19 protein-coding genes and 2 pseudogenes are annotated in these 24,764 nt (G+C 54.4%); 8 read left to right on the top strand and 13 right to left on the bottom strand.

The features are described from left to right. Positions 1–31: 31 nt before the first annotated feature. Positions 32–979, bottom strand: coding sequence for a transketolase C-terminal domain-containing protein (locus tag HV334_RS17520; RefSeq protein ID WP_141874950.1), 948 nt, complete (start codon positions 977–979; stop codon positions 32–34). Next, positions 972–1,802 carry a transketolase gene (locus HV334_RS17515; RefSeq protein ID WP_016152181.1) on the bottom strand — a complete coding sequence of 277 codons (831 nt, stop codon included), beginning with the start codon at positions 1,800–1,802 and terminating at the stop codon, positions 972–974. Before HV334_RS17515 ends, HV334_RS17520 begins: the two co-directional genes overlap by 8 nt. A gap of 316 nt (positions 1,803–2,118) precedes the next feature. Between HV334_RS17515 and HV334_RS17510 the strand changes: the two genes are divergently transcribed. Continuing rightward, positions 2,119–3,069 (top strand): sugar-binding transcriptional regulator, encoded by a 951-nt coding sequence (locus HV334_RS17510; RefSeq protein WP_047358065.1) that lies wholly within the window; start codon positions 2,119–2,121, stop codon positions 3,067–3,069. An 82-nt stretch (positions 3,070–3,151) separates the two neighbouring features. Here the strand turns inward: HV334_RS17510 and HV334_RS17505 are convergent, their stop codons facing one another. The 6 genes from HV334_RS17505 to HV334_RS17480 form a co-directional block, all read right to left on the bottom strand. Beyond that, entirely contained in the window at positions 3,152–4,240 is a 1,089-nt protein-coding gene (locus HV334_RS17505) for an ABC transporter permease (protein ID WP_016152183.1), read from the bottom strand. Position 4,241: 1 nt separating this feature from the next. Then, entirely contained in the window at positions 4,242–5,768 is a 1,527-nt protein-coding gene (locus tag HV334_RS17500; protein WP_176443253.1) for a sugar ABC transporter ATP-binding protein, read from the bottom strand. Then, positions 5,768–6,376, bottom strand: coding sequence for a DUF2291 family protein (locus HV334_RS17495; RefSeq protein WP_049282466.1), 609 nt, complete (start codon positions 6,374–6,376; stop codon positions 5,768–5,770). The genes HV334_RS17500 and HV334_RS17495 overlap by 1 nt, the downstream gene beginning before the upstream one ends. An 11-nt stretch (positions 6,377–6,387) precedes the next feature. Next, the gene (locus HV334_RS17490; RefSeq protein ID WP_049282465.1) at positions 6,388–7,329 is read right to left on the bottom strand and encodes a D-ribose ABC transporter substrate-binding protein; all 942 of its coding nucleotides are present in this window, start codon (positions 7,327–7,329) and stop codon (positions 6,388–6,390) included. A 117-nt stretch (positions 7,330–7,446) separates the two neighbouring features. Continuing rightward, positions 7,447–8,109 carry an enterobactin synthase subunit EntD gene (gene entD, locus HV334_RS17485; protein WP_047415103.1) on the bottom strand — a complete coding sequence of 221 codons (663 nt, stop codon included), beginning with the start codon at positions 8,107–8,109 and terminating at the stop codon, positions 7,447–7,449. A 50-nt stretch (positions 8,110–8,159) separates the two neighbouring features. Then, positions 8,160–10,454 (bottom strand): TonB-dependent siderophore receptor, encoded by a 2,295-nt coding sequence (locus HV334_RS17480; RefSeq protein ID WP_094760663.1) that lies wholly within the window; start codon positions 10,452–10,454, stop codon positions 8,160–8,162. Positions 10,455–10,707: 253 nt separating this feature from the next. On the opposite strand from HV334_RS17480, the gene fes reads away from it, so the two are divergent. The 4 genes and pseudogenes from fes to HV334_RS17460 all read left to right on the top strand — a co-directional run. After that, entirely contained in the window at positions 10,708–11,925 is a 1,218-nt protein-coding gene (gene fes / locus HV334_RS17475; RefSeq protein ID WP_016152189.1) for an enterochelin esterase, read from the top strand. A gap of 30 nt (positions 11,926–11,955) precedes the next feature. After that, positions 11,956–12,174 carry an MbtH family protein gene (locus HV334_RS17470; RefSeq protein ID WP_095715175.1) on the top strand — a complete coding sequence of 73 codons (219 nt, stop codon included), beginning with the start codon at positions 11,956–11,958 and terminating at the stop codon, positions 12,172–12,174. Then, complete coding sequence (entF, locus tag HV334_RS17465) at positions 12,171–16,061, top strand: enterobactin non-ribosomal peptide synthetase EntF (RefSeq protein ID WP_181220697.1); 3,891 nt, start codon at positions 12,171–12,173, stop codon at positions 16,059–16,061. The genes HV334_RS17470 and entF overlap by 4 nt, the downstream gene beginning before the upstream one ends. A gap of 228 nt (positions 16,062–16,289) precedes the next feature. Next, positions 16,290–16,712 (top strand): annotated as a pseudogene (locus HV334_RS17460) (Wzz/FepE/Etk N-terminal domain-containing protein); the annotation flags it as partial. A gap of 15 nt (positions 16,713–16,727) precedes the next feature. Here the strand turns inward: HV334_RS17460 and HV334_RS17455 are convergent. Further along, a protein-coding gene (locus tag HV334_RS17455) for an IS1-like element IS1B family transposase (RefSeq protein WP_095033700.1) occupies positions 16,728–17,425 on the bottom strand; the annotation gives its coding sequence in 2 pieces (ribosomal slippage) (positions 16,728–17,176 and positions 17,176–17,425; 699 coding nt in all). A 55-nt stretch (positions 17,426–17,480) separates the two neighbouring features. Here HV334_RS17455 and wzz(fepE) point away from each other — a divergent pair. Next, positions 17,481–18,200 (top strand): annotated as a pseudogene (wzz(fepE), locus tag HV334_RS17450) (LPS O-antigen length regulator Wzz(fepE)); the annotation flags it as partial. 46 nt (positions 18,201–18,246) lie between these two features. On the opposite strand, the gene fepC reads toward wzz(fepE), so the two are convergent. From fepC to fepD, 3 genes are read right to left on the bottom strand one after another with little or no spacing between them, the layout of a single operon-like run. After that, positions 18,247–19,044 carry an iron-enterobactin ABC transporter ATP-binding protein gene (gene fepC, locus HV334_RS17445; protein WP_046275116.1) on the bottom strand — a complete coding sequence of 266 codons (798 nt, stop codon included), beginning with the start codon at positions 19,042–19,044 and terminating at the stop codon, positions 18,247–18,249. Further along, entirely contained in the window at positions 19,041–20,033 is a 993-nt protein-coding gene (gene fepG, locus HV334_RS17440; protein ID WP_181220696.1) for an iron-enterobactin ABC transporter permease, read from the bottom strand. Before fepG ends, fepC begins: the two co-directional genes overlap by 4 nt. After that, complete coding sequence (gene fepD, locus HV334_RS17435) at positions 20,030–21,037, bottom strand: Fe(3+)-siderophore ABC transporter permease (RefSeq protein ID WP_046275115.1); 1,008 nt, start codon at positions 21,035–21,037, stop codon at positions 20,030–20,032. Before fepD ends, fepG begins: the two co-directional genes overlap by 4 nt. A 109-nt stretch (positions 21,038–21,146) precedes the next feature. On the opposite strand from fepD, the gene entS reads away from it, so the two are divergent. Beyond that, entirely contained in the window at positions 21,147–22,385 is a 1,239-nt protein-coding gene (entS, locus tag HV334_RS17430) for an enterobactin transporter EntS (RefSeq protein ID WP_016152195.1), read from the top strand. A 58-nt stretch (positions 22,386–22,443) separates the two neighbouring features. Here the strand turns inward: entS and fepB are convergent, their stop codons facing one another. Beyond that, positions 22,444–23,400 (bottom strand): Fe2+-enterobactin ABC transporter substrate-binding protein, encoded by a 957-nt coding sequence (gene fepB, locus HV334_RS17425; protein WP_016155944.1) that lies wholly within the window; start codon positions 23,398–23,400, stop codon positions 22,444–22,446. A 187-nt stretch (positions 23,401–23,587) separates the two neighbouring features. Between fepB and entC the strand changes: the two genes are divergently transcribed. Next, positions 23,588–24,763 carry an isochorismate synthase EntC gene (entC, locus tag HV334_RS17420; RefSeq protein ID WP_181220695.1) on the top strand — a complete coding sequence of 392 codons (1,176 nt, stop codon included), beginning with the start codon at positions 23,588–23,590 and terminating at the stop codon, positions 24,761–24,763. Position 24,764 lies beyond the last annotated feature (1 nt).

The following is a 24,764-nucleotide window of genomic DNA, read 5'->3' as shown; positions in this document are numbered from 1 at the left end:
CTCCAGTAAGTGTTCTGTTGTTGTTATTGTTTTATCGTGTTACCAGCAACAGTGCGGTGGCGTTTTTCACGACACCCGCCGCGTCAATTTCATGGTGCGCGCGCGTTGCTGCACGATCGGCTGCGATTGCATATTGGCCATCGGCAATCCCCAATCTACGCAGTGGAATGGCACAGCCAGCTTCTGCCAGCACTTCAGCCACCAGACTTCCCACGCCGCCATTAATGTTATGTTCTTCCACGCTAACCACTGCCTTGCAGTGGGTTAAAGCCGCCAGTAACTGTTGGGTATTGCAGGGACGAATTGACGGTACACTGATTACGCTGGCGTCAATACCCGCCTGTTTCAGCACTGTGGCAGCCTCGACAATTTCATGCACAGTTGAGCCCATTGCCACCAGTGCGACATCTTTTCCTTTGCGCAAAATATCGATATTACCCGGCGCGAACTGGTAGTTTTCGTCGTGTAATTCGGGTAAGGCTTTGCCATCCAGGCGAATATAAACCGGACCTATGTGGCTTAAGGCGTAGTCGAGAATCTGTCGGCATTCCACCGGACAGGACGGGGCGTAAATCTCAATATTGCCAAAACCGCGTAGCACGGAAATATCATCAATGCTGTGGTGCGTACTGGCGAGCGGTCCGTAGCTGGCCCCTGCGTTCAGGCCAATCAACTTCACGTTGGTATTGTTGTAGCAAATATCGACTTTAATTTGCTCATTGGCCCGAGAAATCAAGAAGGGCGCAGCGTTACAGGTGACGGCGATTTTACCGCCCAGCGCCAGTCCGGCAGCAGCACCGACCAACGTCTGTTCGGCAATACCCACGTTGACCAGACGACCGGGAAATTCCTTCATAAATGGGGCGATTTTGGCTGTTGATGTTGAGTCAGCCACCACTGGCACAACATCCATTCCACGTTTGACCGCGGCAATTAACGTGTTCACCATGACGGTGGCGAGGTGTTCGCTATTACGCATCTTTCAGTTCCTCCAGCGCCAGTTCAACTTCTTCTCCTTTTGGCACGCGGTGGTGCCATTCCGGGCGGCCCTGGATAAAAGAGATCCCGGCTCCTTTGGTGGTGTGTGCAATGACGACATATGGCTTGCCTTCAGGGGTTAATCCTTCCAGCGTGCGCACCACATCGCTCATATCGTTCCCGCGACACTCTGTGACTTGCATACCGAAGGCTCGCCATTTTTCATCCAGCGGATCGGTGTTCATGATCTCTTTGGTTGAGCCGGCAAGCTGGAGGTTATTTTTGTCGTTGATGATAATCAGGTTATCCAGTTTATAGTGGGCAGCGACCAGTGCCGCTTCCCAGTTGCTGCCTTCGGCCAGTTCACCATCACCGGTGACGACAAACACCCGGCGTTTGCTGTTGCTGCGTTTAGCCGCCAGCGCAATCCCTACTGCAACCGGCAGACCGTGACCAAGAGCTCCGGTATTCAATTCAATTCCTGGCGTTTTATGTTTTACCGGATGCCCCGGCAGATGCGAATCAGCGTGTTGATAGGTCGCCAGCCAGTCCACAGGAATAAAACCGGCTTCTGCCAAGACACAGTAGTAACCGCCCACAGCGTGACCTTTTGACTGGATGTAGATATCGCGCTCGTCGCTCTCTTTAATCTCCGGGGAGCAATTCAGGATGCGAAAATAGAGTGCTGTCAGCAGTTCAACCTGCGACAGGTCTGCGCCAGTGTGCCCGCCAGCCGGGCTTTCAGCATTCAACACGATAATGCGGCGACGCACGGCACGTGCTTTCTTTTCTAGCTCTGGTATTGAGAGCGAAAACGGATTCATAAGACACCTCTTGAATGTTTAATCTTGAATGAATAAATATTCCATGTGAGTGCAGTAGTGCAACTGTCTCTCTACCCACTACGTAATCTGCAGATAAAACAGTCAGTCGTTATTGGTTAGAATAAATATTCACTACTGATTTATTATTCACTATTAAAGATATGCCTTGTCTGGCGGTTTGTCTACGGCTTGTGCCACCAAATTTTGGAGAAAAGAGAAAAGGATCACACTAACGTGATAACTGGAAAGGTACTGATGACTTGTTATCTATTCAGGTATGAATAAAAATAACAGGCAGTTTATCAGGGGGAATGCCATGTCAAAGCAGGATGAACAGCGGTTGCTGGTTAAGATTGCCACGCTTTACTACGCCGAAAATAAAAAACAGTCTGAAATCGCCACGCTGCTGCATTTGTCGCAGTCCTTTGTCTCCCGTGCTTTAACGCGTTGTCAGAAAGAAGGGCTGGTGAAAATCACCGTCGTACAGCCGACCAATATCTTTGTGGCGCTGGAAAAAGCCATTGAAGAGCAGTTTGGTATTCGTCAGGCGATTGTCGTGGATGTCGGTGACAACCCCAGCAATACGCAAATTAAGCATGCAATTGGCAGCGCGGCGGCGCATTACGTTGAAACCCGCTTGCGAGCCGAGGACCTGGTTGGAATTTCCTCCTGGAGTAGCACCATTCGCTGTATGGTCGATGAGATGCACCCGCAAAATATCCGTGCGGCGGGGGTGATCCAACTGCTGGGCGGCGTAGGGCCGAATGGTAACGTGCAGGCCACGATTCTTACGCAACAGTTGGCAGCGCACCTCGGCTGTCCGGCCTGGCTGCTGCCTTCACAAAGTATTGAGCATTCGGTTGAAGAGCGTACACGGTTGGTTAACAGCCCTGACGTTGCCGCGGTGGTTGAAAAGTTCGCTGAAGTGGATGTGGCAATTGTCGGTATTGGCGAACTGGAGCCTTCTCAATTGCTGAAAAACTCAGGCAACTACTACAACGAAGAAATGTTGCGACTGCTCGCCGAGCGCGGCGCAGTAGGCGATATCTGTCTGCATTATTACGATGCAGCAGGTAACCCGGTACTCAGCCATGAGGAAGACCCGGTCATCGGAATGGAGCTTTCGCAGATCCGGGAGTGTAACCACGTGATTGCTTTGGCTGGTGGTGTGGAAAAACAGAATGCGATACGCGGGGCATTGCAGGGGAATTATATTGACGTATTGATCACCGACTACCCGACAGCCCGCAGTCTGGTGAAAGGGTGATGTCACGGTGAGTTAAACAATTGACAGCCCCAGGAGGCCCCTGGAGCTGTCTGGTTGTACATATCAGACTTTTCAGAGGGGATTACTGACTTTCCATCGCCGCCTTTTGTGCTACCACCGCGGCTTTTTGCTGCATCCGGTTTTGCATCTGGTCGATGATGACCGCGACGATAATCACGATACCTTTAATCACCATTTGCCAGAACTCGCTGACGCCCATCATCACCAGACCATCGGCCAGAAAACCGATAACGAAAGCGCCAATCAGCGTGCCTAAAATCGTGCCCCGTCCACCGGCCAGTGACGTACCGCCGAGAACCACTGCGGCAATGGCGTTCATCTCAAATGCCGTACCGTTGGCCGGATGGCTGGCGGAAAGCTGTGCCGAGACCACAATTCCAGCAATCGCGGCACACAGTCCGGATAGGGTATACACCCAGATTTTCACCTGTTTTACTTTTACCCCTGACAGCTCAGCAGCGCGCTCGTTATCCCCGATGGCGTAAACGTGGCGACCAAAGGGTAGACGACGAGCGACGTAAGCAATGACCAGTGCCAGCACAATCATCATCCAGATGGCCCACGGAATCCCAAACAGTGTACCGGCACCAATCTCATCAAAACCGGTATTGCCGAGCTGCGGATTGCCGGAAAGCCCAGGAAAGGTTTGCCCATCGGAGGTCAGCATCGCCGCCCCGCGCAAAACGTACATGGTTCCGAGCGTACAAATAAACGGTGCGACGTTATAGTGGGTGATGATCCAACCATTCGCCGCGCCAATCAGCCCACCAATCAACAAGACGACAGGCACAATCACCCAGACGCTGGGGAAAATTGCGATGCCGAACATTGGCAATACAATGCCTTTAGTGATTAGCCATCCCGCGACCATGCCGCACAGCCCAAGCGTAGCGCCAATTGAGAGATCAATCCCGGCGGTAATAATGACAAACGTGATCCCCAGCGCCAGAAAGGCGTTAATGGCGATATGCTTGATCATAATGACCATGCTGCCGCCAGAGAGAAATCCCGGTACGGTGAAGGCAAAGAACCCGACGATTAAAAACAGTGCAATAAAAGTGCGCAGTTTTAGGATTAGTAGCAGGATATTTTCCCGAGAGAAGGCGACTGTGGAGCGAGGCGCGATGGCGGCAGATTGTAGTGTTTTCATATCAGAACCCCTGAGCACTTGCGGTTACCAGCGCCGATTCTTCGGCACGATCGCGGGCGATATCGGCAGTTAGCTTGCCGCCGGACATCACCAGAATGCGGTCAGAAACCGCCATAATTTCTTTTAAATCTGAGGTGGAAAAGACCACAGCAATACCTTGCTGGGAAAGCTGGACCATCATGCGGAACACATCGGCTTTCGCCCCGACATCGATGCCGCGTGTGGGTTCGTCAAGAAATAGAATTTTGGGATTGGTGAGCAGAGAGCGACCAATCACCACTTTTTGCTGGTTCCCTCCGCTCAGCGCCTGAATTTCAACCTCTGGCGAGGAGACTTTTATCGACAGATTGCCAATTGTGCTGGCGACCACGGCCTCTTCATCTTTGCGGGCAATGGCAAAGCCACGTTGCAGACGCCGCCAAAGGCTGGCAATAGTCAGATTGGTGGCGACGGATGAAATGGGGAAAATCCCCGTGCGCTTGCGATCCTCCGGCACCAGACTCATTCCCATACGGATGCGATCGGCGGTGGTTAAGCGCTGCGGGACCGGTTTGCTGTCGAGCCACAGTTTTCCGAGGTAGTTGCGCTCAGTACCTAACAAGCACTCGAACAATTCGGTTCGCCCAGCCCCCATAAGTCCATAGATACCGACAATTTCACCGGCGTGAACGTTAAAGGTGACGTCATTGACGACTGCGCTGCCAGCGGTATTCACGCAGGTGATATGTTCAGCTTCCAGAACCGGAGCTCCAAACGTGCGGCCGGGTTCGAGAAAGTTGCTTACCGGATCACTGCCCAACATCTCGCGCACAATCCACGGGACATCGATGTCGCTAACCTTGGCTTCGGCTTGAAATTTACCATCGCGTAAAATAGTGATCACATCGCCAATTGCCATCAATTCTTCGAGACGATGGGAGATATAGATTATCGACACGCCCTGGCGAGTAAGTTCACGGATCACGCGAAACAGAATCTCGACTTCAGTTTTACTGAGCGCTGAGGTGGGTTCATCAAGAATCAGGATATCTGCATCTTCAGCCAGTGCTTTGGCGATTTCGACCAGCTGTTGCTGCCCTACTTTGAGATTGCCAACCAGGTCGCGCGGTGATATCGGCTGATCGAGCCGGGTTAATAATTCCGCGGTGCGTTTCTCTTGCTCGGCCTCATTAATGGGGGCCATGCCTTTTTGAATCTCCCGACCGAGGAAAATGTTTTCCGCGACGGAGAGGTTCTCAAACAGGTTTAGCTCCTGATGCACCATACCAATTCCATGTGCCGCAGCATCCCGGGTGCTGGCAAAGCGCACGGGATTTCCATTGAGCGACATCTCACCGCTACTGGGTTGCTGAACGCCAGCGAGGATCTTCATCAACGTCGATTTCCCCGCACCATTCTCACCAATAATCACATTCACCTTGCCACGCCAGACCTGATAATCGACGCTGTCCAGCGCAATTGTGCCGGGAAACAGCATTGAAATGGCATGCGTGCGCAGGATGATGTCATCAGCTGAGGTATTGCGCATTAGTGAGCCTCCTGTTCCAGCGTCAGTGCTGCTGCGTTTTCCGCTTTTCCAGCATTCAACGTCACGGCGAACAGCACCGTGGCAGTTTTCCCTTGCCAGCTAGTGTCTACGGCGGGTAACTGTTTCGCCGCTTCACGGTTATAAGCCCGTGACAGTTGGGCAAACTGAACCTGGTTAGTAAAATCTTCAAACTTGAAACCACTGGCATCGCGAATAGCATTGCCACGCATTACCGGGCCAATCTGAATCGTGACGGGCATATCATTGACCCTCACCACGATGGTGTGCTCTCGCCCATTGGTGGTGTCGACGCTATCAATCTGGCTGGTCAGGCGTACAAACACGCTTTCGGGAGCGGGTGAGGGGGCCTTCAGGCGAGCGGTCAGCGCTGAAGCATCCAGAACATGTTGCTGTGCCGCTTCCAGGACGCGGGATTGCCAGGTTTGTTGCGCGATCTGATCGGGAGTCTGGTTGTCGAAACTGGCTTTGGCCTGAGGATCGGCCGGGATAATTGGTTTGCCGTTTTCGTCGAGGTCAACTACCGTACAGGCCGTCAGCAACAGGGTGGCGCATCCAACCAGCGCGGCACCCCATTGTGTTAACGACATAGTGCCTCCGCTTAGTGGCTCAGGTTGAACTTGTTCAGCTTGCTGGCATTGGTTTCGTCAATCAGCACGCAATCCATGAGCTGTTTTTCTTCTTTCTGGGCTTTGCCGTTTTTCAGATAGTAATCCGCCTGCTCAACAGCCATTTGTGCCTGCTGCCAGCCGGGCTGCAGTACTGTCGCTTTAATATTGCTTTTATTAATGATTGAATCGCGGGTGTAGTCGCTGCCATCAAAACCGACCACGATGACATTATTTTTCCCCGCCGCTTTTAGTGCGGCTTCTGCACCCAGCGCCATAGTATCGTTACCTGAGATCACGCCTACGATATCTGGGTTGGTTTGTAGAATGGCTTCCATTCGGGTAAAGGCTTCGGTTTGGCTCCAGTTTGCCGTCTGCTGGGCTACCATTTTCATGTCCGGATAGTCATCGAGTACATCGTGATACCCCTGCGAGCGTACATGGGCGTTGGTGTCGGATTGACGTCCCAGCAGTTCAACGTACTTCCCTTTTCCGTCCAGTAACCTGGCGAACTTCTCTGCGCCGAGCTGTGCGCCTTGATAGTTATTCGACACGATTTGCGCCACCGCGATGCCGGTTTTATTGATTTCGCGATCGATAAGAAAAGCAGCTACACCCGCTGCTTTGGCTTTTTCCAGCGGCCCTACGGTGGCATCTGCACCCGCATTATCGAGAATGATCGCTTTCGCTTTACGAGCAATAGCAGTCTCAATCAGTTGGTTTTGTTTATTGACGTCATCATCATGAGAGGCAACCAGCGTGGCGTATCCCAGCTCTTTTGCTTTGGCGACTGCACCGTCGGCTTCGGCTTTAAAAAACGGGTTATCGTGAGAAGGGGTAATAATCGCAATCAGTCCGTTGTCGGCAGCATACAGCGAACCCGATGCGGTAAGGATCGAGGCCAGTAATACGGATTTAATCAAGGTCTTGTTCATCTCTTTCTCCACTTTGAATATTTATTCAAATATGATTTATTATTCAAGTTAACGATAAGTCGAGATAATCGAACTGTCTACGATTTGCGCAGCTAATTTCTTAAAAAGAGAAAAGGATCACGATCCTGATGGTGAGAATGGAAATAGCGTCACGATATTTTTATCACGCTGAAACCAATGAACGTTAACTTCTTGATTGCCGAGGTTTGCCGAAAATGACGGCATGATTTGTAATGTTAATTGCTGAGTCGTGAGTGCGGTGATTTTTGCGCTGGTGAAACCTGGTAGCCCCGATGCCTGATTGGAAAACGCCTTATACAGGCTCTCCTTTGCGCTGAATACCAGGGTTAAGGCGAGCGGAAAGGGCAGGCAGGCATGCTGCAAAATCTGATGTTCGTGGTTATCAATAATGCCATCGGCCAGCTCAACTGCGGTTTGTGGTGTAAAAATAGCTTCTATATCCAGCCCAATGGGATGCGTTGATACGACCGCCAGCGCCGTTGTTGCGCTATGGCTGATGCTGCCAAACAGATCCTGTGGCCACAACGGTTGGCGTTGCACACCGATGCCGGGCACGGTTTTGTGGCCAAATTCACGCAGTGCGTGGACTGCAGCAATACGCCCCGCTAAGTGCTCAGCTTTACGCTTACGCCCACTGGAGTGGAGCTGAGTGTGGTGGGGGAGCCAGAGCAGGTCGTGCTCATGGAAAGTGTCGGGATCAAATTCGACAATGTGCAGCGTATGATCTGCGAAAGGGAGCGGGATGTGCGTTGTGTGCATGATTTCTTACGGCTTCCCTCTCCCCGCAGCGAGGAGAGGGAAAAACGTTATCAGAAGTGTGTGTTAACGCTCATGAACCACGTCCGGCCCGGTTCGTTATAGGTGTACGCGCCAGCGCCCGCCATGTAATAGCCAGTTTTGTTGTCGCTGGTGGTTTGGGCATTACCTTCACGCCACAGACGTTTGTCGAAGACGTTATCCACGCCGCCGGTCAGGCTGACGTTTTTCGTCACATCCCAGGTCGCACTCAGGCCGACAATGCTGTACGGACTCACTTCCTGGGCTGAACTGCCGGTCACCGGTTTCCCCTGGTAATCGTATTTTTTCGGCTGCTGTTTGCCGTACCAGGTGAAGGTGGATTGCAATGACAGATCTTCGCGTGCCTGCCAGCTCAGGGTCGAGTTCAGCGTGTATTCAGGAATAATCGACAGGCGTTCGCCGGTCTCTTTATTCTTACTTTGCAGCATGTAGGTAATGTTGTTGGTCCAGGTTACGGTCTCGCTAACCGGCACGTTCAACGTCCCTTCCAGACCTTCCACCACCGCTTTAGGCACGTTTTCCCACTGATAGATATCGGTGTAGGTTGTTGTTGTTTTACCTGTGGTCGGGTTTTTCTGGGTAATCGATGTTCTGCTTAACGGTACGGTTCCTGCTTCAATCTTGTTACGGTAATCGTTGCGGAACCAGGTTACCCCGGCCAGCCAGCCATCACGTTTGAACTCCAGACCAATCTCTTTGTTGATACTGGTTTCGGCCTTCAGATCATCGTTGCCCATCATGTAGCAACCAATACCGGTCGCTGAGCCAGTGGCGTAGCAACCCTGACCTTTACTGTACAGAATGTAGTTCGGGTTGAGCTGATACAGGCTTGGCGCTTTATAGGCGCGCGCAATCCCCATCTTCAGGGTGAAATCATCGCCCAGACCTTGGGACAGGTTCAGGGACGGACTCCAGTTATCGCCCACAATGCTGTGATGATCGAAACGCAAACCCGGCGTCAGCATGGTGCTGTCGGTCAGTTCCATGTTGTTTTCAGCAAACAGAGAGAAAATCTCTGCGTCTGAGTACGGGCTGCGGTTGGTGCTGCTGGACCCAGGAATATTACCGCCCATAAAGGTCTGAGTATTGGAACTCATGTCCTTCATGCGCTGCTGGTTCCATTCGGTACCGAGCGTCAGATTTTGGTTAACCAACAGGTCGAATGGAATGCTAATTTCGCTGTGCAGGGTGACATCCGCCAGGTCAGTGTCGGTAAAATGATTACTGTTAAATAGCCCTTCAAGACCTCCTGCCAGACCTTCACCCAAACGGGAGTTGCGGGTATGTTCGTATTGCGCCCAGTTGCTGGTGGTAATGCCGTTGTCCCAGCCGCCGTTCCACGTCAGCGCATAGTTCTGACGGTACATACGGTTGGTTTCTTTACCGTAGTATTTTTTTACCAGTCCGTTGGTTTTGTTATCGTTGTTGGTGTTCTGGGTGTCGCCAGCGTATAGATTGCCCTGGCGGCTGTAGCCGGCTTCAAACTCCAGCGATTGCATTGGCGCAAAATCCCACCGCAGTTGGCCGTTGATATCTTTGTTTTTTACCCCTTCACGACCCGCTGGCATGGTATCTGCGTAGTCGCCCGTACGTGCAGACTGGTGACCATCGTTAATGTCCCACGCGTCGGCCTGGGTTTTGTCGAGGTTACCGTTCAGGCGGAAGCTGAAATCCCCGCCCAGCGGGCCATTCAGGCTAAAGTTGGTGCGTTTGGTCGAGCCTTCTTCTTTGTGTTCCGGGGCGTTGAAATAGGTATTCCAGGAGCCATGCCACTCATCGCCGCCTTTCTTGGTGATGATATTCACCACGCCGCCAGCCGCACCGTTGCCATAGCGTGCCGCGGCAGGACCGCGCAGCACTTCAATACGTTCGATCATTTCCGGAGCAACCCATGCGGTATCGCCGCGGGTATCACGCTCGCCGCGCCAGCCCTGACGCACAGAGTTACGGCTGGTTACCGGTTTGCCGTCGATCAGAATCAGGGTGTTTTCCGGCCCCATGCCGCGAATATCGATCTGGCGGTTGTTGCCGCGTTGACCGCTGGTTGAGTTACCGGTCAGGTTGACGCCTGGCATGGTACGGATGATTTCCGACACATCGCGAGCGGGAGGATTCTTACGAATTTCATCAGCGGTAATGGTTGAAACGCCCGGTGCCTGCAGGTTCTGCTGGGCGGCGGTAACCACGATGGTGTCTTCATGAGAGACAGCGGCGCTATCGGTTTGATCTTCTGCCATCGCTGGCAGGGCTACCCCGTAAATCCCTAAATTGACCAATAAGGCCAGTGAATGAATCTTGTTGTTCATTGTATGTCCTGCTGTTCTTTTAGCCACGAGTACCAATGTGCCGTGGTGCGGCATTTGGTCTGATGTCGCCCGCATCCGCGTAAACCCTCCATTCCAGAAAAAGTACGCAGCGCCAGGCCGGTTTATAAGTGGTGAAAAACTGTGCGCGCTTCCCACAGCGCGACAATACGCTATTGCAAATGCAAATAGTTATCAATAATATTATCAATATATTTCACGCTAGATCATAAAATTTGACAATAAACATGGGGTTATGGCGGTGACGACGTTAAAGATGGGAAGCGAGGCGTGGTGGCAGTCAAAAAAAGGCCCGGAGTGGGAGCGTGAAGACAACGGAAATTATCGGGTAACCTTCTGGTGGCGCGACCCGCAGGGAACGGAAAAAGAGTCAGCCATTCATCGCGTATGGGTCTATATCACCGGCGTCACCGACCACCATCAAAATGCCACCCCGCAGTCGATGCAACGCATTGACGGAACAAATGTTTGGTGCTGGAGTGTTTCCCTCAGCGCCAACTGGCGCGGCAGTTACTGTTTTATCCCAACAGAACGAAATGATATTTTTGCCGCGCAGACGCCGGGCGAAGCGCCTGACCGAACCGTGCTGCGTGAAGGCTGGCGGCAATTGTTGCCGCAGGCTATTGCCGATCCCCTCAATCCGCAGAGCTGGCAGGGCGGTCGTGGTCATGCAGTGTCTGCGCTGGAAATGCCTGATGCACCCGTACAACCGGGATGGGATCGACCTGAAAACCCCGACTCGCCCGCAGTTTGCCTGCAATGGCGTAGCGCCAGACTCGGCAATACGCGCCGCGTGTGGGTGTTTACCACTGGTGAAGCCCAACCGGAAGCGCGTCCGCTGGCTATCCTGCTGGACGGACAGTTTTGGGCACAAAGTATGCCGGTCTGGCCTGCGCTGACTTCACTCACCCATCGCGGACACCTCCCGCCCGCTGTTTATCTCCTGATTGATACCATCGACACGGCTCACCGCAGCCGCGAACTGCCGTGTAATGCGGATTTTTGGTTGGCAGTACAGCAGGAGTTATTGCCGCTGGTGAAGACCACGACCGCGTTCAGTGACGACCCGCAGCGTACCGTCGTCGCCGGGCAAAGTTTTGGCGGGCTGTCATCGCTGTATGCCGGGCTTAACTGGCCCGCGCGCTTTGGCTGCGTGCTCAGCCAGTCGGGCTCTTATTGGTGGCCGCATCGCGGTGGTCATCAGGATGGGGCGATCGTTGAGCAACTGAAGAGTGGAAAGATAAGCGCCCAGGGGCTGCGTATTGTCCTGGAAGCTGGGATCCGCGAGCCCATTATTTATCGCGCAAATCAGGCGCTTTATGCCCAGTTACCCTCTGCACCACAGTCTATTTTCTGGCGTCAGGTTGATGGTGGACACGATGCGCTTTGCTGGCGCGGCGGACTGATGCAAGGGCTGATCACGCTCTGGCAACCGCTTACCGACACGATTTAACCGGACGATGTTCCACGACAGGAGTTGAGTATGGAATTCAGTAACCCCTTCGATAATCCGCAGGGCCAGTTTTACATTCTGCAAAATCCCCAACGTCAGTTTAGCCTTTGGCCGCAGCAATGCTCACTTCCTGCTGGCTGGACGGTCGCGTGTGAACCCCAATCACAGGAAGCCTGCCAGCAATGGCTGGATGCAAACTGGACCACGTTGGCGCCAGCGAACTACGTCGATGTGCAGGAGGCTCCATGACTCAACGTTTACCGTTAGTTGCGGCTCAGCCGGGGATCTGGATGGCAGAAAAACTCTCCACATTGCCCTCAGCGTGGAGCGTGGCGCACTACGTAGAATTAACCGGCGATCTGGACGCACCGTTGCTGGCGAAAGCGGTAGTGGCGGGTCTGCAGCAGGCCGATACTCTAAGGATGCGGTTTAGCGAAGATAACGGCGAGGTCTGGCAATGGGTAGACTCTGCGCTTGCCTTTGCGCCACCAGAAATTATCGATCTGCGCGAAAAATCCGATCCGCATGCGGCAGCGCGCGCCTTGATGCAGGCAGACCTGCAGCAGGACATCCGTGCTGATGGCACTAAGCCGCTGGTTTTTCACCTGCTCATTCAGGTGGGAGAAAAGCGTTGGTATTGGTATCAGCGTTACCATCATCTGCTGGTTGATGGCTTCAGTTTCCCGGCCATTACCCGCCAGATAGCCGCGATTTACCGCGCATGGCTGCATGGCGAGCCCACGCCGGAATCACCTTTTACGCCATTTTCTGAGGTGGTGGAAGAGTATCAACAGTATCGGCAAAGCGATGCCTGGCAACGCGACGGCACCTTCTGGACCGAGCAGCGAAAGCAACTCCCACCTCCGGCTTCGCTGTCTAACAAACCCCTGCCAGGTCGGTCGGCCAGCGCGGATATTATTCGTCTGAAGTTAACCGCGCCTGAAGGGGAGTTTCGCCGGCTTGCGGCACGTATGCCAGACGTTCAGCGTGCGGATCTGGCCCTTGCGCTGGTGGCGTTGTGGCTCGGACGTTTATGCAGCCGAATGGAATATGCCGCCGGGTTTATCTTTATGCGGCGTATGGGGTCGGCGGCGCTCACGTCCACCGGACCGGTTTTAAACGTCCTGCCATTTGGCGTGCAGTTGAGTGCGGCAGAAAGCTTGCCTGCACTTGCCCAACGACTGGCCGCACAGTTGAAGAAAATGCGCCGACATCAGCGATATGATGCTGAGCAAATTGTTCGCGACAGCGGGCGCGCAGCCGGTGCCGAACCCCTGTTTGGCCCGGTACTGAACGTGAAAATATTCGACTATCAGCTGAATATTCCCGGCGTTCAGGCGCAAACCCATACGTTGGCGACAGGTCCGGTGAACGATCTGGAGCTGGCGCTGTTCCCGGATGAAAACGGCGGGCTGAGTATTGAAATCCTGGCCAATAAACAGCGCTACGATGCCGCGACGCTGGCGCAACATGCATCGCGTTTAACCGCGCTTATCGCGCAGTTTGCCGACAATCCGTCGCTATGCTGCGGCGATGCCGGGATGCTGTTGCCGACAGAACATGAGCGGCTGGCGAAGATTAACGACACGACCGTGGCGATCCCGTCCACCACGCTGAGCGCGCTGGTGGCACAGCAGGCCGATAAAACGCCGGATGCCCCGGCGCTCGCTGATGCCCGCTATCAGTTTAGCTATCGTGAAATGCGCCAACAGGTTGTGGCGCTGGCGCGCCGCCTGCGCGAACGTGGCGTACAGCCTGGTGACAGCGTTGCCGTGGCATTACCGCGTTCCGTGTTCCTCACGCTGGCGCTGCACGGTATTGTTGAGGCGGGAGCCGCCTGGCTGCCATTGGATACCGGATACCCGGACGATCGCCTGCGGATGATGCTCGAAGACGCGAAGCCAAAATTGTTGATCGCGACCGAAGAGCAACTGGCGCGCTTTAGCGATATTCCGGAGCTGGAAAGTCTGTGCTACAACGCGCCGCTGCCAGAAGAGGATGCTGCACCGCTGGCGCTATCTCAACCTAATCATACGGCCTATATTATTTTTACTTCCGGTTCTACCGGCAGACCAAAAGGGGTAATGGTTGGGCAAACCGCCATCGTTAACCGTTTGCTGTGGATGCAAAATCACTATCCACTGACCGCGGATGATGTGGTGGCGCAAAAAACGCCGTGCAGTTTTGACGTCTCGGTATGGGAGTTTTTCTGGCCGTTTATTGCCGGGGCAAAACTGGTCATGGCAGAACCTGAAGCGCACCGCGATCCGCTGGCGATGCAGCAGTTCTTTGCGCAGTCAGGGGTGACGACCACGCACTTTGTTCCCTCTATGTTGGCCGCTTTTGTTGCTTCACTGACGCCGGAAACCGCACGGGAGAGCTGTGCCTCGCTGAAACGGGTATTCTGCAGCGGCGAAGCCTTACCTGCAGATTTATGCCGCGAATGGGAACAGTTGACTCATGCGCCACTGCACAATTTATACGGGCCAACGGAAGCGGCAGTCGATGTGAGCTGGTATCCGGCCTGGGGGGACGATCTCGCTGCCGTAACGGGCAATAGCGTGCCGATTGGCTATCCGGTATGGAATACCAGTTTACGGATCCTGGACGCCATGATGCGCCCGGTGCCCTTTGGCGTGGCAGGTGATCTCTATCTGACGGGGATCCAACTGGCGCAAGGATACCTGGGGCGAGCGGATCTAACCGCGAGCCGCTTTATCGCCGATCCATTTAACCCTGGTGAACGCATGTACCGTACCGGGGATGTGGTGCGCTGGCTGGAGAATGGCGCAGTGGAATACCTCGGGCGCAGCGATGACCAGCTTAAAATTCGCGGACAGCGCATTGAGCTCGGTGAGATTGATCGGGTGATGCAGCAACTGCCAGATGTCGAACATGCCGTAGCCCACGCCTGCGTATTCAACCAGGCGGCGGCGACAGGCGGCGATGCGCGACAGTTGGTGGGGTATCTGGTGTCGCAATCGGGGTTACCGCTGGATACGTCTGCATTGCGGGAAACTCTGCGTGAAAAACTGCCTGCGCATATGGTGCCGACGGTATTGTTGCAACTGGCGGAGCTGCCGCTGAGTGCAAACGGTAAACTGGATCGTAAAGCGCTGCCGATGCCGCAGTTGACGTCGCGTACGTCAGGACGTGCGCCGCGAGCAGGGACTGAAACCGCCATCGCGCAGTCTTTTGCGGCTTTGCTGGATTGCGAGGTTAATGACGTAGAGGCTGACTTCTTTGCGCTTGGCGGACATTCGCTGCTGGCGATGAAGCTGGCAGCGCAGTTGAGCCGGATTTTTGAGCGTCAGGTAACGCCTGGGCAGATAATGGTGGCTTCTACTGTTGAACAACTGAGTGCACTGCTGGAGAGCAATGATGATGAACAGTCGCAGCGTCTGGGATTCGAGACGCTGCTGCCGCTGCGTGAAAGTCATGGCCCAACGCTGTTTTGCTTCCATCCGGCGTCGGGTTTCGCCTGGCAGTTTAGCGTGCTGTCGCGTTACCTCAGTCCGCAGTGGTCGATTATTGGCATTCAGTCGCCGCGACCGGATGGCCCTATGCAGACGGCGGAAAACCTTGATGCGGTATGCGAACATCACCTGGCAACGCTGCTCAGCCAGCAGCCTCATGGTCCCTATTATTTATTAGGCTACTCGCTGGGGGGGACGTTGGCGCAGGGAATCGCCGCACGCTTACATGCCAGAGGAGAGACAGTTGCATTCCTGGGGCTGCTGGATACCTGGCCGCCGGAAACGCAAAACTGGCAGGAAAAGGAGGCTAATGGGTTGGATCCCGCGGTACTGGCCGAGATCGAGCGTGAACGTGAAGCGTTTCTGGCAGCGCAGCAGGGGAATGCGTCAGAGGCCTTATTTAATGCTATCGAAGGCAACTACGCCGATGCGGTTCGCCTGCTCACCACGGCACACAGCGTGCCATTTGCTGGTCACGCCACGCTGTTCGTCGCTGAGCGCACCTTAGTGCCGGGGGTCAGTCCTGAACGCAGTTGGTCACCGTGGATATCCAGTCTGGATGTATATCGGCAGGACTGCGCGCATGTCGATATTATCTCTCCCAGCTCGTTTGAGGCGATAGGGCCAATAATAAACACCCTGATCAATAAATCGGTGTAACAAAGCGAATCTTACTATCGCGACGATCAAATAACCCCATGATGTAATAATTATGTTATGGGGTTGATCTTTTTTGGTGTGATGAGGGCGATTAAAAGGGTGAATAAATTCCGAATATAATTTTTGGTAGGGCTTCGAGCACAAAGAGTGTTTCGGATAATTCTTACTAACTGGTAGACTTCTCTTTCGGAAATGTTCTTCTTTGGGTACGGATCTCAGGTCACACACATGTCATCATTAAATATTAAGCAAGATAACGTTTCGGATTTTACTGCGTATCCTCAGCCAGCGGTAAATGCTAACGAAATCGATTTAGTTAATCTAATCGAAATCTTATGGCGCGCCAGGACGAAAATTATGGCGACCGTTTTCGCCTTTGCCTGTGTGGGTATTCTGGTCTCTTTTCTACTACCGCAAAAATGGACCAGTCAGGCCATCGTGACGCCGGCCGAGCCCGTCCAGTGGCAGAACCTCGAAAATACGTTGACCAAATTGCGCGTGCTGGATATGGATATTAACGTTAGCCGTGGTGAAGTATTTAATCTGTTTATCAAAAAATTTCAGTCACCCTCATTGTTGGAAGAGTATCTGCGTTCTTCTCCTTACGTGATGGAACAACTGAAAGGCGCGGATATCGATGAAATGGACCTGGGTAATGACTCCAACTTATTGATAGTGTTTTATGTTCAGATAATGCCCGATGACTTTGTCATGCAGCTCCACCGATTTTGAGAACGACAGCGACTTCCGTCCCAGCCGTGCCAGGTGCTGCCTCAGATTCAGGTTATGCCGCTCAATTCGCTGCGTATATCGCTTGCTGATTACGTGCAGCTTTCCCTTCAGGCGGGATTCATACAGCGGCCAGCCATCCGTCATCCATATCACCACGTCAAAGGGTGACAGCAGGCTCATAAGACGCCCCAGCGTCGCCATAGTGCGTTCACCGAATACGTGCGCAACAACCGTCTTCCGGAGCCTGTCATACGCGTAAAACAGCCAGCGCTGGCGCGATTTAGCCCCGACGTATCCCCACTGTTCGTCCATTTCCGCGCAGACGATGACGTCACTGCCCGGCTGTATGCGCGAGGTTACCGACTGCGGCCTGAGTTTTTTAAATGGCGGAAAATCGTGTTGAGGCCAACGCCCATAATGCGGGCGGTTGCCCGGCATCCAACGCCATTCATGGCCATATCAATGATTTTCTGGTGCGTACCGGGTTGAGAAGCGGTGTAAGTGAACTGCAGTTGCCATGTTTTACGGCAGTGAGAGCAGAGATAGCGCTGATGTCCGGCAGTGCTTTTGCCGTTACGCACCACCCCGTCAGTAGCTGAACAGGAGGGACAGCTGATAGAAACAGAAGCCACTGGAGCACCTCAAAAACACCATCATACACTAAATCAGTAAGTTGGCAGCATCACCATGGACCTGCATCGGGCAATTGTCAGGCTCAGTGAAAAAATGAACGCCGTTGACAGCAATGTGGGAAAAAAGAATGAGACTTCGCTGTATACCGCATGGACGCTAAGTTTTACCGCGCCCCAGGCTGAAGAAGCCCAGTCTGTGCTGAAGGGCTATATCCAGTATATTTCTGATGCTGTGGTGAAAGAAACGCTGGAAGATATTCGTAATAAACTGTCCATCAAAACCAGCTTTGAGAAAGAAAGACTGGAGATGGATCGCGTCAGGCTTAAGAATCAACTGGACGCCAAAATCCAGCGACTGCATTATTCACTGGAAATTGCGAATGCCGCTGGGATTAAAAAACCGGTCTACAGTAATGGTCAGGCGGTGAAAGATGACCCTGATTTCTCTATTTCACTGGGCGCTGACGGCATTGCACGTAAATTAGAAATAGAAAAGTCGGTAACGGATGTTGCTGAAATTAACGGTGAATTACGTAACCGCCAATATCACGTTGAACAGCTGTTAGCTATGAATGTGAATGATGTAAAATTTACGCCATTTAAATATCAACTTTCACCTTCGCTGCCAGTGCATAAAGATGGTCCGGCAAAATCGATGATCGTTATTTTGGCAGCTTTGCTGGGTGGCATGGTGGCGTGTGGTGGTGTTCTGCTGAATTACGCCATGGTGGCGCGTAAGCAAAAAATGACGTTTATTGACCAACAACTGGTGTGATGCCTTTTCGTCTGGCGGCGAACAGTCCGCCAGACGGTAAATCTTGCTATTTATTGCGCCCAAGCGGCACCACTAACGGCGTTCCGGCAACTGGATCGTCGATAATCATACAGCGCAGACCATAGATTTTTTCAATAAGCTGCGCGGTGACGATCTCTTTCGGCGCACCCTCGGCAACAATTTTTCCGTCACGCAGCGCAATCAGATGCGTCGCATAGCGACACGCCTGATTAAGATCGTGCAGAACGGCGGCCAGCGTATACCCTTTCTCCCGGTTTAGCTCACTCAGCAGCTCCAGCAGATCGATCTGATGGCTGATATCCAGCCAGGTGGTAGGTTCGTCGAGCAGCATAATCGACGTTTCCTGCGCCAGCACCATCGCAATCCATGCGCGCTGGCGTTGTCCACCGGAAAGGGTATCCACACTTTGTGACGCAAGATGAGTGATTCCCGTCGCCTGCATTGCGTTTGAGACCGCGATTTCATCCTCATTTCGCCAACGGGTAAACAATGGCTGGTGCGGGTAGCGCCCACGGGCAACCAGCTCCTGTACCGTAATATCACCCGGCGTGGTGGCGTTCTGCGCCAACAAACCTATTCTGCGAGCAACCTCTTTGCTGGCATAGTGCTGGATATGCTCGCCGTCGAGCCAGACCTTACCGTGCGCGGGCGTCATCAGACGACTAAGCGTGCGCAGTAGCGTAGATTTTCCGCAGCCGTTTGGCCCGATAATCGCGGTGAAGTGACCGTCTGGAATCGACACATTGAGGTTTTCCGCTACGGTAAATTTGCCATAACCCAGCGTTAACTGGTCGCCACGCAAACGGGCTACTGATTCGATCATTTTTTGCGGGACTCCTGAATTAACAAGACGATAAGATAAATACCGCCGAGGCTTACGGTGACAACGCCCACCGGAAGCTGATAAGGCATAAACAGCTGTTGGGCGCATAAATCCGCCATCAACAGCAGCAACGCGCCACACAGCGCCGACAGGGTTAATCCCCAGCGCGATGTGCCGCTAATCCGCCGCGCGATATGTGGGGCGACAAGGGCAATAAACGAGATAGGGCCAGCCAGCGCGGTGGCGGCAGCGGTTAGTACAACCGCAACCAGCATCATCATCAGACGTGAGCGCTCTACGCTGACGCCAAGCGCACAGGCGCTGTCATCACCCATTTCCAGTAAACGCATCCGGCGCACCAGCAGCGTGGCGCACACCAGCATAAGGATAATCAGTGGGGCAGAAGGCCAGGTTTTGGCCCAGGTCAGGCCATTGAGCGATCCGGCGTTCCACAGTCCGGCGGTCAGCGCGGTTTCTAATGATGCCTTCAGCAGTAGCCAGGTGTTGAACGCAACCAGCATGGCGCGTATGCCGATCCCAATAATAATCAGCCGGAAGGTGTCGATACCATTGCGCCAGGCGAGCGCCCAGACCACCAGAGACGTCAGGACCCCGCCAACCATGGCCGCAAGCGCGATAGCGGTGAGATGCTGTCCGAACAGCACCATTGCCACCAGCACACCGCTCCAGGCACCGGTATTGAAACCCATCACATCCGGGCTGCCCAGCGGGTTGCGCATCAGCGACTGGAATATTGCACCGCTCACGCCGAGCGCCGCGCCAATCAATAGCGCCATCAGCACGCGTGGCAAACGCCATTCGGTCACCACCAGCGTAATACTGCGCGGCGCATCGCCAAGCAGAGCGGCAATAATTTGCTGGGTTTCCAGCGTCACGACGCTGCTACGCAGGCTCCACAAGCCAACGGCGAGACAACCTACAACCAGCAGCAGGCTGCTGACTATCAGGCGGCGGGAGAGGTGCATCATGCGCCACCCCCGCGCGGTTTCCGGCGTACCAGAAAGATAAGCACCGGCGCGCCGATAAATGCGCTGACCACTGAAACGCGCAGTTCGCCGGGGACAATCAGGCGACCGATGATATCGGCAATTAACAACAGAGAGGGGGTTGCCAGCAGGGTAACGGGCAGCGACCAACGGTGATCTGCCCCCACCAGCCAGCGCGCCATATGCGGCATCATCAGGCCGATAAAGGCGATAGGGCCGACAATCGCGGTCGCACTGCCGCACAGTACGGTAATCACCAACAGGCCAATAAACTGCGTGCGAGCGACTTTGCTGCCAAGCGCGGTGGCGGTGTCGCTCCCGAGGCTCAGGCTATTCAGAGCACGGCTAAGGAATAACGCGACAGCCGCGGCAATCAGTACCGGCACCAGGACGACCTTCAGCGTTTGCAGGCTGCGGATATCCAATGAACCGGCCTGCCAGAAACGCAACTGATCGTAGACATCCGGGTTGAGCAGGGCGATTCCGGTGGATAATCCTTCCAGCACCGCGCCCAGCGCAACGCCCGCCAGCGTCAGGCGTACCGGGCTTAACTGCCCGCCGCCCTGGCTGCCGGTAAAGGCCACTATAAGCGACGCGGCCAGCGCCCCGGAAAAGGCCATCAGCAGTTGCTCTTGCGCAGAGGAAAAGCCGAACAGCGCGGCTCCCAGCACAATAGCGAAGCTGGCACCGGAGTTAACGCCCAGAATGCCGGGATCAGCGAGAGGGTTACGCGTGAGCGTTTGCATTAATGCACCAGCCAGACCCAGCGCCCCACCGGCGAGCAGCCCCGCCAGCGTGCGCGGCAGTCGCGCGTCCAGCACGATGGTGCAATCAGCGCTTTGACAACTGCTGGTAAGTGCATCCAGCACCACGGAGGCCGGTAGCGACTTGGCGCCAATAACCAGACTTAATACCGTGGTGAGAACAAGTAATAACAATAGTCCGGGCACGGCGAAGGCACGTGTCGCGGAAACAGAGCATGACATATCAACTTCCCTGATAATGATAGTAATTATCGTTATCGATCTTATTTGGATATGTTAGCATGTGCAGCCATCGAATGGATATTGAAAAAGTACCTGGTAAGGCTCTGTAATGAATCGACAATCCTGGCTGCTCAATCTCAGCCTGTTAAAGACCCACCCTGCATTTCGCGCCGTCTTCCTCGCCCGTTTTATTTCCATTGTCTCTCTGGGGCTACTCGGCGTGGCGGTTCCGGTACAGATCCAGATGATGACCCAGTCGACCTGGCAGGTAGGTTTGTCAGTGACGTTGACCGGCAGCGCAATGTTTATTGGTCTGATGGTGGGCGGGGTGCTGGCCGACCGCTATGAGCGTAAAAAAGTGATCCTGTTGGCTCGTGGAACCTGCGGAATCGGCTTTATTGGTCTGTGTCTGAATGCGCTGCTGCCCGAACCGTCGTTACTGGCGATTTATTTGCTTGGCTTATGGGACGGTTTCTTTGCCTCGCTGGGCGTGACCGCGTTGCTGGCGGCAACACCGGCGCTGGTTGGGCGGGAGAATTTGATGCAGGCCGGGGCGATTACCATGTTGACGGTACGTCTGGGTTCGGTTATTTCGCCGATGCTTGGCGGGGTATTGCTCGCGACCGGTGGCGTGGCGTGGAACTACGGTCTGGCGGCGGCGGGCACTTTCATTACCTTGCTGCCGTTGCTGAGCCTTCCTGCGCTGCCGCCTCCGCCGCAGCCGCGCGAGCATCCGCTAAAATCGCTGCTGGCAGCATTTCGCTTTCTGCTTGCCAGTCCGCTGATTGGCGGCATTGCGCTGCTTGGCGGTCTGTTGACTATGGCGAGCGCCGTGCGCGTGTTGTATCCCGCGTTGGCGATTAACTGGCAAATGTCGAGCGCGCAAATAGGTCTGCTGTATGCGGCCATTCCTCTTGGCGCGGCGGTGGGCGCGTTGACCAGCGGGCAACTGGCGCACAGCGTGCGTCCGGGACTGATCATGCTGGTATCGACCGTGGCTTCGTTCCTGGCTATCGGTCTGTTTGGGTTGATGCCGGTCTGGGAGCTTGGCGTTGTCTGCCTGGCGCTGTTCGGCTGGCTGAGTGCGGTCAGCTCTTTGTTGCAGTACACCCTGTTACAGACGCAGACGCCAGAAGCGATGCTCGGGCGAATTAACGGTTTGTGGACTGCGCAGAACGTAACAGGAGATGCGATCGGCGCGGCGCTGTTAGGGGGGTTGGGGGCGATGATGACACCGGTTGCTTCGGCAAGCGTAAGTGGGTTTGGGCTGGTGATTGTCGGTCTGCTACTGCTGCTGTTGCTGGGAGAAGTGCGCCGATTCCGACAAATGCCCGTGAATGCCGGATAGCGTTGTCTTCTACGGTTTGTAGGCCGGATAAGGCGTTAGCCGTATCCGGCGCTGGCGATTAAAAGAGAGCTGACAGACGTTGCAGCAGCAGGGTCGCGCTGTAGTAGTCGAGACGGAAGGTTTCCGTACCCAGGGCGTAAACACGTTTATTCTGCACGGCAGGCAGATGCGCCAGCAGCGGATTAGCATAAATGGCGTCGGCATCTTTGTTGTCGCCAGCGAACAGGAACAGCGCTTCGCCGTTCAGGCCAGCCGCCAGGTTCTCACCGCCAAGCTGGATGATATCGTGGCGTTTGCCCTGACTCTGGCTGGTGTGCAATCCGGCAGGCAGCGGTGCCAGGGTGAACCCTAACTGCTCCATCAGCTTGCCCTGCGCCGACTCAGGCGTCCACAGGTTGGCGCTGTGCGCTGCAGCGGTGTATACCAGCGCGCTGACCGGTTGCGGCGGCAGGGTAATACGCTGCTTGACCGCCTGCAGTTGCTTATCAAACTCGGCAATACGCGCAGCCGCCTGTTGCTCCTGACCGGTAATTTCACCTAACTGCGTCAGCAGCGCCTGCCAGCTTTTGTCGTCGTAATTAATGATTAGCGTTGGCGCAATGGTGGACAGCTGATCGTATAGCGCGAGGGCTGAATCTCCCCCGGTGGCGCTGATCAGAATCAGATCCGGCATTTGCGCTGCCACGGCCTCAGCGCTCGGTTCGCCGATATACAGGCGGCTCAGTTTGCGTGCCTTTGCCACTTCGCTCCACTGGCGTAAAAAGCCCTGTGCATCGCCGATGCGATTGTTCGGCGTAGTAGCGCCGCTGGCGATGACCGGGGCATCAATTGCCAGCAGCGAGCCGGTGAGGGTGACGCTGGTGGAGACAATTCGCTGCGGCTTATGTTCCAGCGTATGCGTACCACGACTGTCGGTAACCTGACGCGGCCAGTCGGCGGCATAACCTGAAGAAATTCCTGAAATAGACAAACCTGCCAGTAAGAGCACGGTGCGACAAAAAGAGGGGAGACTCACGAATCAGCATCCTGTTATCAGTATAAGTAATGCTTCTCATTTTCATTATTAGTGGACAAGGATGCAAGCCAAAGTCGCACATTGTGCTGCCACAAGAGTTGACATACCGCCGCTTTGCTTTTAGGTTAGCGACCGAAAATATAAATGATAATCATTATTAGAGCTTTTATCATTTTTGGAGGATGATATGGAAACGTCACTGGCCGAGGAAAAAACGCAGACTATGCCGACGCTCGCTCCCGACAGTTTTTTCTTTATGTCGCCGTACCGTAGTTTTACGACGTCAGGATGCTTCGCCCGCTATGCGGAACCGGCAATTGATGGCGATTCGCCAGACAGCCCTTTCCAACAAAAAATGCATGCGCTGTTTGCTGATGCCAAAGCGCAGGGTATCGCTAACCCCATCATGGTCGGGGCGATTCCTTTTGACACCCGCCAGCCGTCATCGCTGTTTATTCCCCAGTCATGGCAGACGTTCTCCCGAACGGCGAAGCAGCAATCATCTCGTTACTTTAACGCGCATCAGTCGCTGAACGTTGTTGAACGTAAATCGATCCCGGAACAGAACTTCTTTGAAGATATGGTCGCTCGCGCGGCTGCGCTGACGGCAACCCCGGAAGTCGACAAAGTGGTGTTGTCACGCCTGATCGATATTACCGCTGATGCCAATATTGACAGTGGGGCGCTGCTGGAGCGCCTGGTGGCGCAAAATCCGGCGAGCTACAACTTTCACGTTCCCCTTGAAGACGGTGGCGTATTGATTGGCGCCAGTCCGGAACTGCTGTTACGCAAAGAAGGCGATCGTTTCAGCTCATTACCGCTGGCAGGCTCGGCACGACGTCAACCGGACGATGTGCTGGACCGTGAGGCGGGCATCCGCCTGCTGGCGTCCGAAAAGGATCGCCATGAGCACAAACTGGTGACGCAGGCCATGAAAAATGTCCTGCGCGATCGCAGCCGTGAACTGCAACTCCCTTCTTCTCCGCAACTGGTCACCACGCCTACGCTCTGGCACCTCGGCACGCCGTTTGAGGGTAAAGCCAACGCGCAAGAAAACGCCCTGACGCTCGCGTGCCTGCTGCATCCGACGCCTGCGCTGAGCGGCTTCCCGCATCAGGTTGCGCGCAAACTGATCGCCGAGCTGGAGCCGTTCGATCGCGAACTGTTCGGTGGCATTGTCGGCTGGTGTGATGCCCAAGGCAACGGCGAATGGGTGGTGACGATCCGTTGTGCGAAGCTGTTGCGTAATCAGGTACGTTTCTTTGCCGGTGCCGGGATTGTTCCGGCTTCCTCCCCGGTTGCGGAATGGCGTGAAACGGGAGCCAAACTCTCCACGATGTTGAATGTTTTTGGACTGCATTAAG

The sequence above is a fragment of the Citrobacter sp. RHBSTW-00944 genome, from assembly GCF_013615435.1.
GTDB classification, from domain to species: domain Bacteria; phylum Pseudomonadota; class Gammaproteobacteria; order Enterobacterales; family Enterobacteriaceae; genus Citrobacter; species Citrobacter braakii.
The sequence above is the reverse complement of the archived record's forward strand: the minus strand, read 5'-3'. Positions and strand labels throughout refer to the sequence as shown.

What these genes read in the sequence shown, in the direction of transcription:
- HV334_RS17520 (WP_141874950.1), bottom strand. Translation starts at nt 979, where the DNA reads ATGCGTAATAGCGAACACCTCGCCACCGTCATGGTGAACACGTTAATT.
- HV334_RS17515 (WP_016152181.1), bottom strand. Translation starts at nt 1,802, where the DNA reads ATGAATCCGTTTTCGCTCTCAATACCAGAGCTAGAAAAGAAAGCACGT.
- HV334_RS17510 (WP_047358065.1), top strand. Translation starts at nt 2,119, where the DNA reads ATGTCAAAGCAGGATGAACAGCGGTTGCTGGTTAAGATTGCCACGCTT.
- HV334_RS17505 (WP_016152183.1), bottom strand. Translation starts at nt 4,240, where the DNA reads ATGAAAACACTACAATCTGCCGCCATCGCGCCTCGCTCCACAGTCGCC.
- HV334_RS17500 (WP_176443253.1), bottom strand. Translation starts at nt 5,768, where the DNA reads ATGCGCAATACCTCAGCTGATGACATCATCCTGCGCACGCATGCCATT.
- HV334_RS17495 (WP_049282466.1), bottom strand. Translation starts at nt 6,376, where the DNA reads ATGTCGTTAACACAATGGGGTGCCGCGCTGGTTGGATGCGCCACCCTG.
- HV334_RS17490 (WP_049282465.1), bottom strand. Translation starts at nt 7,329, where the DNA reads ATGAACAAGACCTTGATTAAATCCGTATTACTGGCCTCGATCCTTACC.
- entD (WP_047415103.1), bottom strand. Translation starts at nt 8,109, where the DNA reads ATGCACACAACGCACATCCCGCTCCCTTTCGCAGATCATACGCTGCAC.
- HV334_RS17480 (WP_094760663.1), bottom strand. Translation starts at nt 10,454, where the DNA reads ATGAACAACAAGATTCATTCACTGGCCTTATTGGTCAATTTAGGGATT.
- fes (WP_016152189.1), top strand. Translation starts at nt 10,708, where the DNA reads ATGGCGGTGACGACGTTAAAGATGGGAAGCGAGGCGTGGTGGCAGTCA.
- HV334_RS17470 (WP_095715175.1), top strand. Translation starts at nt 11,956, where the DNA reads ATGGAATTCAGTAACCCCTTCGATAATCCGCAGGGCCAGTTTTACATT.
- entF (WP_181220697.1), top strand. Translation starts at nt 12,171, where the DNA reads ATGACTCAACGTTTACCGTTAGTTGCGGCTCAGCCGGGGATCTGGATG.
- fepC (WP_046275116.1), bottom strand. Translation starts at nt 19,044, where the DNA reads ATGATCGAATCAGTAGCCCGTTTGCGTGGCGACCAGTTAACGCTGGGT.
- fepG (WP_181220696.1), bottom strand. Translation starts at nt 20,033, where the DNA reads ATGATGCACCTCTCCCGCCGCCTGATAGTCAGCAGCCTGCTGCTGGTT.
- fepD (WP_046275115.1), bottom strand. Translation starts at nt 21,037, where the DNA reads ATGTCATGCTCTGTTTCCGCGACACGTGCCTTCGCCGTGCCCGGACTA.
- entS (WP_016152195.1), top strand. Translation starts at nt 21,147, where the DNA reads ATGAATCGACAATCCTGGCTGCTCAATCTCAGCCTGTTAAAGACCCAC.
- entC (WP_181220695.1), top strand. Translation starts at nt 23,588, where the DNA reads ATGGAAACGTCACTGGCCGAGGAAAAAACGCAGACTATGCCGACGCTC.